18 protein-coding genes are annotated in these 19,043 nt (G+C 37.0%); 11 read left to right on the plus strand and 7 right to left on the minus strand.

Annotated features, from left to right (window positions below):
* Nucleotides 1–31 precede the first annotated feature (31 nt).
* The 4 genes from SOM16_RS17235 to SOM16_RS17250 all read left to right on the plus strand — a co-directional run bounded on the left by SOM16_RS17235 (nt 32) and on the right by SOM16_RS17250 (nt 4,082).
* The gene (locus tag SOM16_RS17235) at nt 32–421 is read left to right on the plus strand and encodes a transposase (protein ID WP_320465242.1); all 390 of its coding nucleotides are present in this window, start codon (nt 32–34) and stop codon (nt 419–421) included.
* A gap of 214 nt (nt 422–635) precedes the next feature.
* On the plus strand, nt 636–998 hold the full coding sequence (locus SOM16_RS17240; protein ID WP_320465243.1) for a hypothetical protein: 363 nt from the start codon (nt 636–638) through the stop codon (nt 996–998).
* A 573-nt stretch (nt 999–1,571) separates the two neighbouring features.
* On the plus strand, nt 1,572–2,054 hold the full coding sequence (locus tag SOM16_RS17245; RefSeq protein ID WP_320465244.1) for a hypothetical protein: 483 nt from the start codon (nt 1,572–1,574) through the stop codon (nt 2,052–2,054).
* A 516-nt stretch (nt 2,055–2,570) separates the two neighbouring features.
* Nucleotides 2,571–4,082 (plus strand): glycoside hydrolase family 32 protein, encoded by a 1,512-nt coding sequence (locus SOM16_RS17250; RefSeq protein WP_320465245.1) that lies wholly within the window; start codon nt 2,571–2,573, stop codon nt 4,080–4,082.
* A 35-nt stretch (nt 4,083–4,117) separates the two neighbouring features.
* On the opposite strand, the gene SOM16_RS17255 is transcribed toward SOM16_RS17250, so the two are convergent.
* Nucleotides 4,118–4,996, minus strand: coding sequence for a 1-aminocyclopropane-1-carboxylate deaminase/D-cysteine desulfhydrase (locus SOM16_RS17255; RefSeq protein WP_320465246.1), 879 nt, complete (start codon nt 4,994–4,996; stop codon nt 4,118–4,120).
* 63 nt (nt 4,997–5,059) lie between these two features.
* Nucleotides 5,060–6,085: a DUF6588 family protein gene (locus tag SOM16_RS17260; RefSeq protein WP_320465247.1), complete on the minus strand. Its 1,026-nt coding sequence runs from the start codon at nt 6,083–6,085 to the stop codon at nt 5,060–5,062.
* A gap of 101 nt (nt 6,086–6,186) precedes the next feature.
* On the opposite strand from SOM16_RS17260, the gene SOM16_RS17265 reads away from it, so the two are divergent.
* The 4 genes from SOM16_RS17265 (at nt 6,187) to SOM16_RS17280 (ending at nt 10,183) form a co-directional block, all read left to right on the plus strand.
* The gene (locus tag SOM16_RS17265; protein ID WP_320465248.1) at nt 6,187–7,215 is read left to right on the plus strand and encodes an RluA family pseudouridine synthase; all 1,029 of its coding nucleotides are present in this window, start codon (nt 6,187–6,189) and stop codon (nt 7,213–7,215) included.
* Between the two features lie 3 nt (nt 7,216–7,218).
* Nucleotides 7,219–8,058 (plus strand): aminotransferase class IV, encoded by an 840-nt coding sequence (locus SOM16_RS17270; RefSeq protein WP_320465249.1) that lies wholly within the window; start codon nt 7,219–7,221, stop codon nt 8,056–8,058.
* A 317-nt stretch (nt 8,059–8,375) separates the two neighbouring features.
* Nucleotides 8,376–9,716: a hypothetical protein gene (locus SOM16_RS17275; RefSeq protein WP_320465250.1), complete on the plus strand. Its 1,341-nt coding sequence runs from the start codon at nt 8,376–8,378 to the stop codon at nt 9,714–9,716.
* A complete protein-coding gene (locus tag SOM16_RS17280; RefSeq protein ID WP_320465251.1) occupies nt 9,713–10,183 on the plus strand; it encodes a hypothetical protein in 471 nt (156 codons plus the stop codon). The genes SOM16_RS17275 and SOM16_RS17280 overlap by 4 nt, the downstream gene beginning before the upstream one ends.
* 113 nt (nt 10,184–10,296) lie before the next feature.
* Here SOM16_RS17280 and fmt read toward each other — a convergent pair whose 3' ends face one another.
* Nucleotides 10,297–11,205 carry a methionyl-tRNA formyltransferase gene (gene fmt, locus SOM16_RS17285; protein ID WP_320465252.1) on the minus strand — a complete coding sequence of 303 codons (909 nt, stop codon included), beginning with the start codon at nt 11,203–11,205 and terminating at the stop codon, nt 10,297–10,299.
* Nucleotides 11,206–11,292: 87 nt separating this feature from the next.
* Here fmt and SOM16_RS17290 point away from each other — a divergent pair, with 87 nt between their 5' ends.
* Together SOM16_RS17290 and SOM16_RS17295 are read left to right on the plus strand one after the other, a co-directional pair.
* Complete coding sequence (locus tag SOM16_RS17290; protein ID WP_320465253.1) at nt 11,293–12,339, plus strand: DNA topoisomerase IB; 1,047 nt, start codon at nt 11,293–11,295, stop codon at nt 12,337–12,339.
* Nucleotides 12,340–12,360: 21 nt separating this feature from the next.
* On the plus strand, nt 12,361–14,214 hold the full coding sequence (locus SOM16_RS17295; RefSeq protein WP_320465254.1) for a PAS domain-containing sensor histidine kinase: 1,854 nt from the start codon (nt 12,361–12,363) through the stop codon (nt 14,212–14,214).
* Between the two features lie 43 nt (nt 14,215–14,257).
* Here SOM16_RS17295 and SOM16_RS17300 read toward each other — a convergent pair whose 3' ends face one another.
* Complete coding sequence (locus SOM16_RS17300; protein WP_320465255.1) at nt 14,258–14,611, minus strand: hypothetical protein; 354 nt, start codon at nt 14,609–14,611, stop codon at nt 14,258–14,260.
* Nucleotides 14,612–14,707: 96 nt separating this feature from the next.
* Entirely contained in the window at nt 14,708–15,979 is a 1,272-nt protein-coding gene (locus SOM16_RS17305; protein WP_320465256.1) for a DUF1343 domain-containing protein, read from the minus strand.
* A 135-nt stretch (nt 15,980–16,114) separates the two neighbouring features.
* Here SOM16_RS17305 and SOM16_RS17310 point away from each other — a divergent pair, with 135 nt between their 5' ends.
* Entirely contained in the window at nt 16,115–17,335 is a 1,221-nt protein-coding gene (locus SOM16_RS17310; protein WP_320465257.1) for an ABC transporter permease, read from the plus strand.
* Nucleotides 17,336–17,503: 168 nt separating this feature from the next.
* Here the strand turns inward: SOM16_RS17310 and SOM16_RS17315 are convergent, their stop codons facing one another.
* Complete coding sequence (locus SOM16_RS17315; protein WP_320465258.1) at nt 17,504–18,430, minus strand: bestrophin family protein; 927 nt, start codon at nt 18,428–18,430, stop codon at nt 17,504–17,506.
* Between the two features lie 26 nt (nt 18,431–18,456).
* Complete coding sequence (locus tag SOM16_RS17320; protein WP_320465259.1) at nt 18,457–18,954, minus strand: hypothetical protein; 498 nt, start codon at nt 18,952–18,954, stop codon at nt 18,457–18,459.
* Nucleotides 18,955–19,043 lie beyond the last annotated feature (89 nt).

The raw sequence follows: 19,043 nt of genomic DNA on the forward strand, positions 1-19,043 counted from the left end.
CAGATGTGTCGCACGTGAAAAACCTAAAGAAATGAGCCGTAAATATAAATTTTATAATAAGGAAGGATTATACTTTGTAAGTTTTGCAACGGTACATTGGATAGATATATTTGCGCGGCATTTATATTCCGATATCGTCGTTGATGGCTTAATTTACTGCAAGAAAAACCTAGGCTTAGAACTTTATTGCTGGTGCATTATGCCAAGTCACATACATTTAATATTTAGTGCGAAAAATCATAATCCAGATATTCTACTAGGAAGAATAAAAGAACATACTTCCAAAGAAATTGTCAAGGCAATTAAAGAAAACAGCCAGGAAAGCAAAAAGAATGGATGCTTTGGATGTTTGAGCGGGCAGGCTCAAAAAGTAGTAACGTTAAAGGATATCAATTTTGGCAACACAATAATAAGCCAATAGAATTGTGGGTTACGGCTGTTATTGAGCAAAAGGCAGATTATTTGCATAATAATCGGGTAGCGGCAGGTTTTGTTGATGAGCCTTGGCACTGGAAATACAGCAGTGCAATAGATTGTAGTGGGGGGTAAAGGATTGATAGAATTGGATGAACCTTAAAGGAGATGTAGAAATGCACACGCGGCACGCGTGCGCTAGCGAGGGGCAATTTTTTAATATGAATAAAGCAATTTTAAATAAATATGGTATCACATTCACTTTACAAAGTAATGGTACCATAAAAACAACTGCAATTTCCCCAAATTTAGATATTTATGTATACATGTACAGTAAGTCAATTAATGAATTGATTCGATTAGTAGATACATTGGATACTGTACTAGCAGGTAATTATAATTTAATCAATTATGATGATAGAGAGTGGAGTAGAGAGATAGGGTATAAGATCTACACTGGGATTATTCAGGATGATCTAACATTTGATCTTTTTTTGGAAGATCATTATGAAAATACACTTGAAACATTTCCTCTTTTAGATATTCGTGAAATTTTTAATTCATTATTAGAATTTATGCAGTAATGGTTTTTGGCTTGTCCGATGGGGTTGAATGTATAATTTATATGAGAAATGATTTTATCATTTTGATGATGTACCTTTTTCTATTCCAACTGCTGACTTTAAAGAAATTGTAATTGGATGGAGAGATTTTTTATTGCAGTCTCCATTAGATGGAATAAAACGGTAGATTTTTTATCAGGTTGGTTTCTTTTTATACTTTTCAAAAGAAAAAAAGTATTTGGTAGCCAAAACAGAAGAATACCCACTCGCTGGCGCACGCGTGCCGCGTGTGCAATATACTTCAGCAATTCACACTTTCGTTTATTAACGAGGTCGTAATTCTATCGGTCTCTTCAATAAAAGTATAGCAAAAAAGAAATTCGTAGCAATAGTAAACTCATTTACATTGTAGAAAGCTTACCACAATATTTACGAAATACAATATACTTACCATTCATTTTCCTATATTTAACTCATAACAAAATCCCGCAATAAAACCATTATCCCACCAGCTATCCCATGGTAAATGGTTAATTCATCCCAAATTTATTGGAGTGCCAATTAGCCTTAATATTTAATTAAAAACCATTTACTATGAGTTTAAGTAACAAGATTTCAATCGAAATCACTCCAGACCAATCAGCAGCCATTGCGGCAGCGTTTCAACAATTGAAAACGGTTTTAGCACCTGTATTGACTATTAATCTAACTGCAGAAGACCGTCAATCAACACTTAAGATGGGGGATAAAACCCTTGCTTTCGTAAATAAAACGCTCGATTATGCTGCACAAAATGAAACACTAGTGCCCAGTTATGTAGATTTATCAGAAGCCAGGAAAGACAACAAACTTGCAGCAGATCTTTATGTTATTTTTCAGCAGTTAAGCACCCTGCTTAGAGCTGTAGAAGATACCGGAATGGTTGCAGGCAGCGAAGCCTATGAAGCTGCACTCATTATCTATCACTCCATAAAAGGAGCCAGCCGTTCCGACATTCCTGGTACCCAGGTAATTTATAATGACTTGAAACAACGTTTCCCGGGCAGAGGGAAAGTCATTATAACTCCGGAACAATAAAACTTGCTTTTCAAAAACATGCTCCTTTGCTGTTTGAAAGTACCTCCGAACACCAATTTGGTATTCGGAGGTATAAAAAGGATCGATTGAACGACCAAGAATATGCCCGGAGATAAAAAAAGTTATCTGCTAGCAATAAAAAACATGCTCAACAATAGAAAAAGGTTTCCTGGAACTGCAAAAAAGCTATTTAAAGGTAGAAAAAGATATCGGTGAGGTATCTAAAACATCCACAAACAAAGAAAAAGTAAGCCCGATCGGTGTTGCTCTTATTGACCAATTTAAGTTCGAAACTCCGGGCTATGCAATAAACGCCGGTGGTTTAATTCAGCACGCTATAGGCTAATTTTTCCCTGGTTAATAAAAACAACTACCTCATTTCATATGATAATTGTGTATTTTGCAGAAGAAGATTGGCCTTCATTGTGGGCAGGGAAGTCGTAAATTTCGCTAACGACTTGTTTAAAGATTAATATTTTCTTTCTGCACTATAAAGCTTTATCAAAATTACTACGCATGGAACTCAAATTATTAAAACCAATACTGTTGCTCTTCATAGGATTAGGTGTGGTGAAATCACAAGCACAATCAATCACAGAAGAGAAATATAGACCTGCATTTCATTACTCGCCACAGGCACACTGGATGAATGATCCTAATGGTATGGTTTATTATGATGGGGTATATCATCTTTTTTATCAGTATTATCCTGGTGGTACAACCTGGGGACCAATGCATTGGGGGCATGCCACTACCCGAGATCTCTTTCATTGGGAAGAAAAACCAATAGCGCTTTATCCAGATAGTTTGGGTGCTATTTTTTCTGGGAGTGCTGTTATTGATAAAGATAATACTGCTGGCTTTGGAACAAATGCCATGGTGGCCATCTTTACCCATCATAATCAGAAAATGGAAGATGCTAAAACTGGTCGGCATCAATACCAGAGCCTTGCTTATAGTAATGATGAAGGAGTAACATGGCAAAAATATAAAGGTAATCCGGTACTGCCAAATCCAGGAATAACCGATTTTAGAGACCCTAAGGTAATGTGGTATGAGGCTGGTAAAAAATGGTTGATGACACTGGCCACTAAGGATAGAATTACTTTTTATTCATCGGCAAACCTCAAAACCTGGAAGCGGGAGAGTGAATTCGGTGCAAATTTAGGCGCTCATGGCGGGGTATGGGAATGTCCGGATCTCTTTCCGCTCAAAAGTAATGGAAAAACATTCTGGGTGTTGTTGGTTAGCATTAATCCTGGCGGACCAAATAAAGGATCGGCAACCCAGTATTTTATTGGCGATTTCGATGGGAAAAACTTTGTTCCTCAATCAAAAGCGATAAAATGGGTTGATTATGGTACTGATAATTATGCCGGAGTAACCTGGTCTAATAACGGTAGCAGGAAAATTTTTCTAGGCTGGATGAATAACTGGCTATATGCCAATCAGGTACCAACCCACACATGGCGTGGCGCTACAACGATTCCGCGGGAATTAACGCTTGTAAATGAACATGGTGATTTGTTTCTTCAATCCTTACCCGTAAAGGAACTTAATCCATTGCTTAAACTCGTTTACAGTAAGAAATTTTTATCAGAAGATAAGGAACTGGATCTATCAGCAAACTTTAAACCTTTAAAAGGGAAAGTTAAACTCAATGTTACACTCGAAAACAAGGGAAACTTAAGTATTATTTTGGCGAATAGCAAAGGCCAAAAACTGGTCATCGGTTATAATCAAAAGAAAAACACCTATTTCATCGATCGAAGACAATCTGGCGAAACAAGTTTTGCGAAAGGATTTGGAGCGAAACATTCTGCGCCAAGAATTTCCACTTCTCCACAGCTGAAACTCAGCTTAATTCTGGACGAAGCTTCTGTAGAGCTTTTTGCAGATGATGGACTAACGGTTATGACAGACGTTTTCTTTCCCGAAACGCCACTTGAAATATTAAAAATTCAGAAAACAAGTCAAAATAAATCCATTGGCATTTCTCTTTGGAGCATTAATAAAACTTATCGGTAGCAGTTTAGAAACCAGAGCACTTATTGGTGAGCATATTAGGGCAGGAGAAGTTTATCCTTCATGCCCAGTAAACCTAATAATCCACCGGTATGGACGGCCAGAATTTTATCAGTAGGAGTAATTTGATTTTGCTTGGCTAAATTTGTAATGGCATAAAACATTTTAGCCGTATAAACCGGATCAATGAGGATGCCTGTGCCTTTTACAAAATTTTTGATGAATTGCAGCAGCTCGGGTGTAGTTTTGGCATAGCCACCGAAATGATAATCGATATGCAGAATTAAGTGATTTGAAATTTCTGTATACGCCGCAATTTCATCAGCAATAAAGTTTCCACCCTTTAAAACAGGTATAACATGAAGTTTCGTATTTAAGCCTGCTTCCTGTATTCCTTTCAATAAACCAGCTGCAGTTGTTCCTGTGCCTGCTGCAACAAATATATGATCATAGGTTTCAGTTAGCTCATTAATGATCTCGCTACAGCCTATAACCGCATCGGCTGATGCGCCACCTTCATCAATAAAATAGGTTTCGCTATTCAGCTCAAAATATTTTTTATATAATTCAGCTTTATTTCGGTAAGATTCACGATCGGCAAAAATGAGCTCCATTCCATATAAAGAACAGATTAACAGCATTTCATTTTTCACTGCTTCACCTCTTACAAATGCTGTTGCCTTAAAACCAGACCGGGCAGCAGCCGCTGCCGTTGCCACCAGGTGATTAGAGTAAGCACCACCAAAAGTTACCAAATGGGTTTTAGATGCTGCTTTTGCTTTTTGTAAAATGTATTTCAGCTTGCGCCATTTATTTCCAGAAATATATGGATCAATCAGATCGTCCCTTTTTACAAATAAATTGCTAAAAGGATGGATATGGATTTGTTGTACCGGGCTATAGATTTCTTCAAACACGTGTAAAAGTAAAAAACACCTGACATAATCAGGTGTTTTTACGTAATTAACAGGAATGATAATTTACTCTCCAATGCCAAAGCCTATACCAGCATTTACCATGCTGTATTTGGCCTGGGTGTAAGAGCCGTAAAATTTGAAGAATCCAAACTTCAGCTGGAAACCTAAACTGCCGCGGATGCCATCAATATCGGTTTGTTTAACTGAAACAGGATCAGTGTAGCTAACTGATGTTAGCGGGCTGGTGTCAAAACTGTAGGTGCCTAGCGCTTTCAAATTGGTTTTGGCAGTTTGATAACCAATACTGGCGAACGGCGTGAAAAAGAGGATTTTTTTTGATACAATCGCGTCGATGTTTACACCGTTAAACCGGGCATCTATGCGCTGGTCTGAGTTTGACGTATTGTCAATATTTAAATTTAGGTTATACTTATATTGTGTAAAGCCACCAGCAAGGGCAATATCTACCGGAATCAGCTTATCGGTTGCGCCCAATATGAGCGGCAACAGTTCCACTTTGGCGCCAACGCCAATCATTGAAATGCTGCCAAAGTCATCACCGAAATTAATCTTTGGCATGGCCCGTAAAGAGATGTCGATGTTTTTTGGTAAACCTAATGTAGCCTGAATTTGCGGAGCCGGAACGGCATGGAAGCCAATTCCCCGAGGCAAATTAAAGAACCTTCCCGTAGGCAGGCCATCACTGGTGTAAACTTCCATCCGGCCACCATCTTCATCCTTACCGAAAGCTGTCGGACCGATAGAAGAGGAACCCACGGCGGGTTTAATGTTGCGTAAACCTAAGGTGTTTACATCATAACTTCTGGCGGATTGTGGAACAAAAGCAGCTGAAGTAGAGATCCTAACCTCAAATTTAAGAAAGCCTTTTGATTTCGCTGTGTTCGTCCAGCCATCGTTTAGGCCCTGTCCGAAGCCTTTGTAAAGTGGATCAAGGTAGGCGTTAACGAGTTTCGTTGCATCTTCCGGACCGGATACAAAGAGGTTGCCAACATCTTGTTGTGCATTCGCCTGTTGGGCAAAAGCAAATAGCGAGAAAGCCAAAATGGCTTTAGCATAGGAGTTTTTCATGGTAGAATGTTTTAGGACGGTTTGTAGCCCTAAGATACCTCAGTTTTTTTAATTATAAAATCATTTCAAGATTCTTGGTGTTAAAAGATTATTTTTGCAACATGGAAAATGTGGTAGAATTGCAGGAAGCAGAGGAGCAGGAATTATATGAACACTTAAAAATTATAGTAGATAAGGGACAATCCTTGTTGCGTATTGATAAATTTTTAATGGTTCGAGTAGAAAATGCCTCTCGAAATAGAATTCAAAATGCAATTGATGCCGGCAACGTTTTAGTCAACCAAAAACAGATCAAAGCAAGCTATAAGGTAAAGCCGCATGATGAAATTTCGATTGTTTTGCCACATCCGCCACGCGATACCGAAGTTTACCCAGAAGATATTCCACTTGATATTCTTTATGAAGACAGCGATTTATTAATCGTAAATAAGCCTGCCGGGATGGTGGTACATCCTGGTTTTAATAATTACAACGGCACCTTGGTAAATGCATTGGCCTTCCATTTCGAACAATTGCCACAATTGCCCGGGAATGACGGACGGCCAGGTTTGGTGCACAGAATTGATAAGGATACATCAGGTTTACTACTGATCAGTAAGAATGAAAAATCAATTACTCACCTGGCCAGACAGTTTTTTGACCACAGCATCACCAGAAAATACATTGCTTTAGCGTGGGGCGATATCGAAAATGATGGTACCGTTACTGGTTATATTGGCAGAAGTGTGAAAGATAGAAGGGTGATGGATATTTACGATGAGGAAGAAAAAGGTAAATGGTCGGTTACCCATTATAAGGTTTTAAAACGACTGGGATATGTAACGCTGATTAGCTGTGAACTCGAAACCGGACGTACCCACCAGATCCGGGCACATATGCAACACATTGGTCACCCGCTATTTAACGATGCCATGTATGGTGGCGATAAGATTTTAAAAGGAACCACGTTTAATAAATACAAACAATTTGTAGATAATTGCTTTGAATTGTTGCCACGACAGGCATTACATGCACAGAGTTTAGGCTTTATTCATCCAACAACAAAAGAATACATGCATTTTGAATCGCCTTTACCAGCAGATTTTAAAGCAGCATTAACGAAATGGGAAAATTACATCACCGCATCATAAAATATGTCTCAAGAGTACCTTTTATTTAATGATGAGTATCATGCCGTTGATGCGCCAGTTTTAACTACTTCCAATCGGGGGTTTAAATTTGGCGATGGCCTGTTTGAAAGCATGCGGATGATTAATCAGAAACTTCAGTTTGCAGATTTACATGCCGATCGGCTTGCTGCAGGTATGAAGGCTTTAAAAATTGATGGTCATGCCTTGATGGATGATTATTTCCTCCGGCAGAAAACAGCAGATTTAGCGAAGAAGAACAGGTGGAATGGAAATGTACGGTTTCGTCTTTCTGTTTATCGTCAGGGTGCTGGTGTATACACGCCAGAAAGCAATAAATCGGGATATGTTTTGGAGGGAATTCCATTAAAATCAATTGCTTACGAATTGAATTCGAAAGGCTTGATTATTGATGTTTTCGATGAAATGACTAAATCAATCGATAAGCTTTCCAACTTCAAAACTTCAAATGCCTTACTTTATGTAATGGCAGGGCTTTTTAAGACTCAAAATCGCTTAGATGAAGCTATAATTCTTAATCAAAGTGGTTTCTTGTGTGAAAGCATTAGTTCTAACATCTTTGTCGTGTATGATAAGCAAATTTATACACCTGCTTTAACTGAAGGTTGTGTTCGTGGGGTAATGCGGTCTACCATTATGCAGATCTGCAAAATGAACGATATTCCATTAATTGAAGCGCAGATTAGTCCGGAAGTATTGAAGGAAGCGGAGGAAGTTTTCATCACAAATGCTACGCAAGGCATCCAGTGGATTATGGGCTACGGCAGGAAAAGGTATTTTAATGAGTTTTCGAAATATTTAAATGAGAAGTTGAATTTAATGTAAATCTGTGTTACATTCTGTGAAACGCGGGATCTAGTATGGACTCTTCTCGTTAGATAAGACTAAATAAGCTGTCTGATGATCAAATAGCATTCTTTTGTGTTTTCAATTCTTATTCTTAGTAGCAGATATTAACTTTCACATTTTAATCTTAAATGTAGTATACACAGTTACATAAATATCTTTAATAAAATATTTTTTTGTCTTACAGTTTTGTATTACTTGTTTGCTTACTTCATTCTTTTTTGTTTTATAAAATATGTATTTTTGAAGCATCATCTCTCCAATAATTATTAATTCTTAAAATCTAAATTAACCAAATGAAGAATACATTTTCTTTTTTAAAGCAGTATGGCCTGGCTTTATTTTTATTATTCATAATAAGTATTCTTATTTATTCTTGCAAAAAGGATAGGGATACACCTGCTGTTTCTTCTTTGACACTAAATGAATTGCAATCATGGTATACTTTAAATTCCAAAATGAATTCAGAAAGTCACTTTAAAACGATGAAGCCGAAATGGGAAAGTGTTTTTGTTAATGAACAAGCGGATCAGACTATTTATGAATTAAATCTGGAAAATCCCGATCAAATTTTTCAGGTAATAAATTCTTCTAATGACGTTAAGGAAGAATCCATTAATAAGAATATCATTAAATTACTCCTATTCAAAAATAAAAATAGCCCAACCATTAATTATGGTGTTTATGTATCTATTCTGAATGAAGGTAATCAAATTAATTTAACCGAACTGCATTATAAGGATATGGATAAGTTGACAGGTAAGGTAATGTATTTTAATTTCGATGGTAGCTTTTCTAACGGTTGGAATTATATAGCAGGTAAAACAATAACTAGCATAATACCTATTAGTGAAACAGCCTATATTAATGCGAAGATTGATAAATTAAGTGCCCGGCAACCCAATAAGTTCACCGATAAAGAAAGATTGCAGAGAGAGATTTCGGGCGATTGCAATGGCACAATAACAGATTATGGGGTGGCGTGTGCTGGTGTAGAGGGATATATGGAATGTAAAATTTACGAAAAAGGAACATCTTTCTTTAGTGGCTGTGGCGGAGGAAATGGCACCGTTGGTGGAGGAGGATATACTGGTTCAGGAAGCACAGGAGGTCAGCAAGGTGGAGGGAGTGGTAGTAGTGGGAATAATATCAATAATTTTATTCTTGACAAAGCGACTCAAAATAAGTTCCCTAAGTTTTCAGAACTAATAAAAAAACTTGAAAGTTTTGTAGCTAATGATCAAAAGGTTTTAAATGCTTTAATCCAATGGTCAGGATACAATAAGGAGCAGATTATTGAAAAAGTAAAATTTGGAAATGGGCCAACTATAGTTGTTAAAGAACTAACAGGAAAATATGGTTATTTTGACCGAAACGAAAACCCTAATGTTATAAATATCGATGAAAGTTGGGTTAAAGGTTTGGAATCTGCAAATTTGCTAGAGACTAAACAGGCTACAGGATTTTTCCTTGCAGTAACTGTCTTACATGAATTCGTGCATCAGGCCAGAGCTGCAAATGGTTTGGATAGAAGCTATGAATATGGTTATGGCTTCGAAAATTCTGCCTTTGGATTAAAAATAGAAGATGATGGTATAACCCCATTTAATTATAGATTTAGGCTTTATAAGAAATGAAAAAATTAATCGAATTAACTTTTATCTGGAGCGCTTTCGTTACTATAGGATTATTCGCTTCGTGTTCTGGCATTGATAAAAACAATAATCTAGATGTTCGAGATTCAGTAGCCATAATAAATAGCACATTAAATCATATATTAAAAACAGCTGATCTTCCTAAAGATTATTTTAATCAGCCATTGAAATTAATAGTTCCAAAGGGTTTATCAACAAACGTAAACATAATAGTTAATGGGAAAAAATGTATCCTCTTGCCGAACGGGACATTGCCGTCAGAAATTATGAAAAACATGAACATCTTTAAACCTATTCCACTTGTGGAAATTCCGTTATTAAAGAATGAAAATGGTATTATATCGATTGAATTTATTTTAAGATCTACAGGGCATAATTTTTTATTAGAAATGAAAGATAATAAGGAAGGTAAATTCACTATTATTAAATTTCGAGAAAGAACCATTTAATGTTGCAATGGGTGCTAAAATCTAAGATTGATACTAAATCGAATTAATGATGCTATAGGAGATTTCAAAATTAGATAGTTATTCCATCATAGTTTATATCATTGTAGTATTTTCTACAACCTCATCCCCCTTAAAAAATCCGCTATCAGCATACGTTTCTTACCTTCAAACTGAATATCCAGCAGCTTAATAAAACCATCTTTAGTCGCAAATTTTAGGTAAGTTTTATTATCTGTTAAAAAGCCTCCGGCAGCAATTGCAGGTTCTGTATGTTCGGGTTCGGCTTTAAAAATTTTTAGTGTTTTATCATTTAATAGCGTAAAGGCGGTAGGATAAGGACTTAAGCCTCGAATCAGGTTATGTATCTTTATTGTTGAATTGTTCCAGTCTATTTTGCAATCTTCTTTGAAAATTTTCGGTGCATGTTTTAATTCATCACTTTTAGGTTGTGGTTGTTCTGAAACATTACCTTCAGCAATTGCAGTAACTGTTTTTACCAACAGATTAGCTCCAATTACCATTAATTTATCATGCAATTCACCAGCTGTTTCATCATCACCAATGGGTGTACGATCACTTAAAATAATATCGCCGGTGTCAATTTCGTGAGTTAAAAAGAAAGTGGTGACGCCACTTTCCTTTTCGCCATTAATAATGGCATGGTTAATCGGTGCAGCCCCACGATATTGCGGAAGCAACGAACCATGAAGGTTAATTGTTCCTTTAGATGGCATATTCCAAACCACTTCAGGAAGCATTCTAAAAGCAACAACCACTTGTAAATCGGCTTGATAAGATTTTAATGCTTCCAGGAATTCAGGGTTTTTTAGTTTCTCAGGTTGTAAAATGGGAATGGATTTTTCTATTGCATATTTTTTTACCGCACTTTCATTAAGTTTTTGCCCGCGACCAGCAGGTTTGTCTGGAGCCGTTACCACTGCAACAATATCAAAATTTGCTTGTACCAAAGCATCAAGAGAAGCAACTGCGAAATCGGGCGTACCCATAAAAACTATTTTCATACGGAAGTGTTGTGTTCTAAAATAATGTGATCAGTCACCTTAAGTTTTACAAAATAACTAAAAATTAATTCATCCTGATTAGTAAAAATGGTACAAGGCGAAGATGTTGTTAAAGCAAGTGGGTTAGTTTATGTAACCGATTCTATGCCTGGTATTTATAGAAAAGGCATGCCAGGTAAATTTTACTACGAAGATAAAAAAGGCGATAAAGTTACAGATGAAAAGCATCTTTCGCGGATCAAAGCCTTGGTTATTCCGCCTGCATGGCAAAATGTTTGGATTGCCAATAAGCCAAATGCATATTTACAGGTAACCGGAACTGATGCCGCAGGCCGTAAGCAATATCGGTATCATGCTAAATGGACAAGCAGACGCTCTGAAGACAAATATTTCAGACTTTACGAATTTGGAAAAATTTTGCCCGAAGCCAGAAAGCAACTTGCTAAAGATTTAAAGCGTAAGGAATTGGATGAGCGAAAAGTACTTGCTATATCGGTAGATGTATTGCAGAAATCGCTCATTAGAGTAGGTAATGAAAATTACAAAGAGCTTTACGGTTCTTTTGGTTTAAGCACCCTGCGAGACAAGCATGTGAAAATCGAAGGGAGCAAGATTAATATTGATTTTATTGGTAAAAAAGGTGTTCGGCAGACGCTGGTATTAAACGATAGAAGTCTTGCCAAACTGGTAAAGAAATGTCGCGATATTCCCGGTCAGGAGTTATTTCAATACTATACCGATGGCAAAGCGCACCGGGGAATTGATTCAGGAAAAGTTAATAATTACATTAAAGAGATTACACAAAACGACTTTACGGCGAAAGATTTTAGAACCTGGGGTGGAACGTTAGAAGCGTTAAGGCAATTTGCCAAATGCTCGGTTGATGCCAACGTAGAATTAAATACCAAGAAAACGGTAATTAATGTACTTGATTGTGTGGCGAGAAAGTTAGGGAACACGCGGGCAGTTTGTAAAAGCTCTTACGTTTATCCCTTGCTGATTACCGCTTTCGAAAATAACGAATTGGTGAAGTACATGAAAAAAATGAATAACAATAAAACAGTTGGTAAATTAGGTTTGGAGCACGATGAGAAGGTTTTGCTCTCTTTCCTGAAATCGACAGGAAGCAAATAATATTTTATAGTTGTTTTGCATATGCATCAAAACTTAACAGACAAATCAGATTTCTTCAATATTTTAATAGAGGAATCAGAAATGCCGATTGGCCTTTACGAAGGCGAAAACTTTATTATCAGGGTGGCGAATAAGGCGATTTTAAAAGCCTGGGGTAAAGATGCTGGTGTTATAGGTATGGAAATTGCTGAGGCGCTGCCAGAAATTTTAGATCAGCCATTCTTACACATTCTTAAAAATGTATTTCAAACTGGAGTTGCCTACGAGGCAAAGGAAGACAAGGTAGTGCTAAGCATTAACGGCAGCATGCAAACATTCTACTTCGATTTTGTGTACAAACCTTTATTTAACGAAGAAGGAAAGGTGTGGGCCATCCTCAACAATGCTACTGATGTAACTGAGCTTGTAAATGCAAAATTTAAGTGTAAAGAGAGCGAAGAGTTATTTCGGCAGATGATTTATGATGCACCAATTGCCATCGGAATTTTGCGCGGGGAAGATTTTATCATAGAGGATGCCAATGTTGATCTTCTTAAGATCTGGGGGAAAACAAATCAGGTGATTGGCTTGAAATTGTTCGATGGCTTGCCAGAAATAGTAAACCAGGCTTTTCCAAAAATATTGGAGCAAGTATACAAAACGGGTGAAGCGCATTATGGTTACGAGACGCTGGCACGCCTTGAACGCAATGGTATTATAAGCGATTATTATTTCAATTTCGTTTACGATCCGATATTTGATCAGGAAAAAAAAGTGTCGGGCATTATGATTGTTGCCAACGAAATTACCGCACAGGTTGTCTCGCGACTTGAATTACAGGAAAGTGAAGAACGATTTAAAAACCTCGTACTCGACAACCCTGTGCCAACTGCATTTTATGAAACTGAAAACATTGTAATAAAAATTGCCAATAATGAAATGCTGAAGTTGTGGGGAAAAAGCGATAAAATTATAGGGCTACCGATGGGCGAGGGTATTCCAGAATTGGTGGGTCAGCCCTTTATTCCCCTCCTGCAGGAAGTGTACAGGACTGGTATTCCTTATCATGCCGATCAGCAGGAAGCGACATTGGTTTTAGATGGAGTACCCACTACGAACTGGTATAATTTTACCTATAAGCCACTGCGTGATGCGGAAGGGAAGGTGTTTGGAGTTCTTCACGCTGCCATCGATGTAACCCGGCAAGTTCAGTTGCAACATCAAAAAGACGAATTTCTGGGGATTGCTAGTCATGAATTAAAAACTCCGGTCACGAGTATTAAAGCTTATGCGCAGGTTTTAGAGAAGATGATTAGAGCAGAGGGGGATGAAAAAAAGGCAGGTATGGTACGCAAAATGGATCTTCAATTGAATCGTTTAACCGGGTTGATTGGAGATTTGCTTGATGTAACTAAAATCCAGGCGGGGAAAATAACTTTTAATGCTGTAGCATTTGATTTCGATCAATTGATTTATGATATGGTTGAGGAAATGCAACATACCACTTCGCAACACCATTTAAATGCAACACTTAACAGCAAAATAACAGTTATTGCTGATCGCGAAAGAATCGGGCAGGTCGTAACTAACTTTTTATCAAACGCGATTAAATATTCTGTAGATGCAGATAGTATTATTGTAAAAAGCTATCGAATGGGAGACGAAGTAATTCTGAGTGTACAGGATTATGGGATTGGGATTTCTGAAAACCTACAAAAATTCGTATTTGACCAGTTTTATCGCGTTAGCGGCAATCAGCAACATACTTACCCCGGTTTAGGTTTAGGATTGTATATATCAGCTGAAATTATAAAAAATGAGGGCGGGAGAATTTGGGTTGAAAGCACAGAAGGGTCGGGCTCGACTTTTTATTTTGCTTTGAAAATCAAAAAATAAATCAAGGTGATTAGCTTTTTTGAAGTTAAATCACCTCGATAAATTAATCTTCTTTGGGTGCATCTTTAACGGGGTGAACGGGTTGTTCCTCATTTTCCCGCTGCTTCGCCGGTTCATCTGTTTTAACAGGCTTGTTCGGTTTACTATCATTCGGCTTTCTAACCGTTTGATTATCTACAGGCTTGCGTCCTTTAGGCACCTCTTCTTTGTAATTGCTCCCGGGTTGATCACTTGTTTCTTTCGGTCCGCTCATGATATTAGTTATTGAATTAGTGAGTGATTGAATGTTATTAGCAATATTCTTAGTCTGCTGAATACACAACAAAGCTTGATAAATATTGTTTAAAAGTATTGTTGCCTGAGCAAATTCTGAAGGATGAATACCAAAAACTGCCAATCATTACTTGCATATTTTACCATGTATTCATGTTCTCCTTGGATTATTACGTAATCATTCTCTAATTCACTCCTTCAATCATTAACTCGTCAATACCTATTTATAAATCAAGTATTTTAAACGCATTTTTTTATAAGCATTTAATCCCGGTTCCCAGCTGGCTCTGATTTGCTTTTCACTTTTGCCTGCAATAATTTGTTGTCGGAAATCGGCTACACCAACTAAACGTTCAATAACACCCATTTCTTTACTGAGCTTGGTATTAAAAAAATCTTCTTTTTTTGGTGATGCATTGTAAAGCTCAATCAGCCAGGAAATATTAAGTTGTTTCGATTTCCTCAATTTTGCAGTATCATAATCTCTTAAATCCAGTCCATAACAAAGCTGATCTTGAAACAATGGAGTTTCTGACATTCCCTTGATGCTTTTTGGTGTAAAGTTGAACGCGAATTTACCTTTAAGGTAGGGTGCGCCTACAACTGTAAATGGAAACATCGTTCCACGACCATGGTTAAGATAAGTACCCTCAAACAGGCAAGTAGATGGATAGAGCAAAATGGCTTGCTGCGTATTTAAATTGGGTGACGGCTTTACTGGCAGAACATATTCCATGTCGTGATCATAGTTCAGATTTTCAATCACAGTAATCTTACATTTCACTTTATTCTTTAACCAGCCTTCGCCATTTAACATCTGCGCATATTCGCCAATAGTTAAACCGTGTGCAATCGGAATAGGTTGTACGCCAATGCCTGATTTAAATTTAGGATCTAAAAGTGGTCCATCAATTAAATAGCCATTAGGATTTGGACGATCTAAAATAATAAGCTCTTTATTATTCGCAGCACAGGCTTCCATCACATTTTGCAGGGTGTTAATGTAAGTGTAGAAACGTACGCCAACATCCTGGATATCGAATACCATAATGTCAATGTCAGCCAAATCTTCTGCAGTTGGTGTGCTATGTTTTCCATATAAAGAAACTGCTTTTATCCCTGTCTTAGCATCAATTGAATCGTCGATTTTTACACCCGCACTGGCATTGCCTCTAAAACCGTGCTCCGGACCAAAAATTTTTTGAATTTGTATGCCCAAACTAATCAGGCTATCTACAGAAGTTTGTGTGCCAATAATGGAGGTTGGATTCACCACCATGCCTACCCGTTTCCCTTGTAAGAGCGGAAGGTATTTTTCAGTCTGCTCTGCACCAGTTTTAATAGAAGTTGGTAATTTAAAATTATCTTTAATAAGCGTTTTTCTGGTTCGAAATGTACCTTGCCCAATTTGTTCGTCTCCAGGTTTTGGGTTCTGGCCACAGGCAGAAAAAGCAATTAAACAACCAAAGGCAAAGCTGATGTGTTTTTTCATATTCAATCTTTATAAATCAAGAATAAAACAATTTAAGATTATAATGATTAAGTAATAAACTATTGCCATTATATTCCAAATATATGTCATTTTTAAAAAGGATTTAAGCATTTTTGCTGTTACAAAATTATCAAATTGAATTTCGAATATTTCATAGCAGGCCGTATAGCCATCAAATCTGAACGGACTTTTTCCAAGTTAATTGTTCGTATTGCCATTGCAGGCGTGATGCTGAGTCTGGCAGTCATGATTCTGTCTATTGCCATTATTAAAGGTTTCAAGACTGAGATTCAGGATAAAGTAAGGGGTTACCTCGGCGATGTACAGATTACCCGTTACGATCTGAACAATTCCTTTGAGCATTCTCCTTTTATATTGGATGCTGATACTAAAAGGCAGCTTAAAAATAATCCGGATATCGATTTTTATTATCCATTTGCCACCAAACCAGCCATTCTTTCTGCCAATAATGAGATCGAAGGCATCAATTTTAAAGGCGTAGATAAAAGTTATAATTGGGATTACATTAAACAACACATTATTAGTGGCACCATTATCGATTTTACTGATAGTACCGCCGCCATGCAAGAATTACTGATTTCGAACTATACGGCAAATAGATTGAAGCTTAAAACTGGTGATGATTTCATCATGTACTTTGTACAAAACCAGTTGAGGCCAAGGAAATTCAAAATAGTAGGGGTTTATGATATTGGCGTAGAGGATATAGATAAGGGGTTTGTATTGGGAAATCTGAATATTATCAAACGTTTAAACAACTGGAAGCCGGAAGAAATTGGAGGTGTTGAAATCCGGATTAAAGATTTTAACCGATTAAAACCAGTTGCTGACGAAATTTTTGAAGGCTTACCGCAAACTCTCAGGTCATTTTCCATTAAAGAAAACTTTCCAAATATTTTTACCTGGCTCGGTTTGCTGGATGTGAACACACGAGTACTATTAATTTTGATGTTGATTGTTGGCGTTATCAATATGGTAACTGCATTGCTTATCATGATCCTGGAACGTACTAATATGATCGGAATGCTAAAATCTTTTGGGGCGAGTAACTGGTCTATTATGAAGATTTTTCTTTATAACTCTGCTTATCTGATTGGCATTGGATTGCTGCTTGGAAATATTTTAGGCCTCGGGTTAGGCTTTTTTCAACAATCTACGCATATTTTTAAATTGAATCAGGCTTCTTACTTTCTGGCGTATGCACCTATAGAATTCCATTTTCTGGATGTGCTGGCATTAAATGTAGTTACTGTTGTGGTGTGTTTGGCTGTATTAATTATTCCTTCTTTATTAATCAGTAAGGTATCTCCATTAAAAGCAATCAGATTCAAATAAGAAGACTTTTAATTCAGATGGTATTGATGTTTAAAATTAATGCGGCAATAAAATCGCCGCACCAATTTATCATTATAACATTGCCAGGTAAGCTTCTCTCCATCCGGAGAGAATACTTATGGCTTTAACTAACCATTCCAAATCGGAACAGAACTAAGAATTGAGATTTTATAAAATATAATATGAGCCTACTGATGCCAGTTCAGTTTGTGGCTTATCTTCATATATTTTATCGTCGTCGATCATTTGCAAAAGATCCCGCTCTATATTTCTACAGATGGTTGTGGTTGGCGTATCTGTAGGTTTATTTTCAAACGGATCCTGTAAATGAACGGCCATTTTTTCTACCAATAAAAAGAATGCTGCAATGGCTATCACTAAAGGCACTTCCATGTAGCCAAAATATTCTATCAAACCAAAAGGCAAAAGCACAATAAACAGGTGGATAGACATATTGATGTATTTACTGTAAGTAACAGGAAACACCGTGTTTTTGATCCTTTCACAGCCGCCCATATGGTTACATAATGCAGTAATCGATTTATCAATTTCAATTTGCTGGTATTTATTAATCCAACCCTCATTTAGTGCTTTTTTCAAGTCCATTCCATGTAACTCCAATAAAGATGCGGTTACATTTCTGCGTTTTTTAATAAAAGCAAGTTCTTCAGGACTTAGAAATTCTTCCAATCCTTTGCGGGCATTGAAACCCCGTAGCGTTTGACTCAAGGCGTAGCACCACGCAATTTGTCTTTTAAGAAAACGATCTTTAAATTGATTCACATCTTCTAATCCATAAGGATTTTCTACGAAGGACAAGATCTGGCGGGAGATTGATCTCGAATCATTTACGATCGCACCCCATAGCGTTCTGGCTTCCCACCACCTATCATAAGCCTGGTTAGATCTGAAAGCCAGTAAAAGAGATATTATTGTTCCCAATAAAGCTGGCACAGCAACAGGAATAGAGATTCTGGTGACGTGAAAATTCTGATAAAGCACTACAATACCTACAGAATAACTGATTACAAAAAGTAATTCGGTCTTGATTTTTCCAAAGGTGTAGGTGAGTGGAATGTTATTTCGTAGTAGCATAATATCTGATATTTATTCGTTAAAAACTAGGCGTTCGACTCTTTTAACTGTGATTCCGGAATGCGGCTCTCGATTAAACTTTCATGAACATGGATGGTCATGATGTTTAAATAAATCACTTCGCAGCCTGATCTCTCGGTTAAAAACTTAGGATCGATGCTGTATTTATTTAGGGCTTTAAAATTATAATCCTTTGGATACGCAATGCAGTCAACATCAAATGCCTCTATAAAATTTTTGAAAGCCGATACCGTACTTCCATAAAAGTATTCTATGCCTATATTATTGATTTGATGGGCATATCTTTTTTTGTAATCATTTAATTTCTGATAGAACTCATCGCTTACGTTTTCATAATCACGGCTGCGACGACTTAACATAAGCATATCACTTATAGAGTCTGATAATTTGAAAGCATGTAGAAATATCACGTTCAAGGTTTCAAGAGGTTGAGCCTGAACAAGCGCATCAATAATCTTTGTACTTTCTAAATTGAAGTCGGTTGGTACTAATACTGTTTTCATTGCTTACTTGTTTAAATGAATAATTAATACAAGTTTAAGCCAATGAGATTATAGCCAAATAAGAACGGGATTAGAATGAGATTAGAATT

The sequence above is a fragment of the Pedobacter sp. CFBP9032 genome, from assembly GCF_034045265.1.
In the GTDB taxonomy this organism is placed as follows: Bacteria; Bacteroidota; Bacteroidia; order Sphingobacteriales; family Sphingobacteriaceae; genus Pedobacter.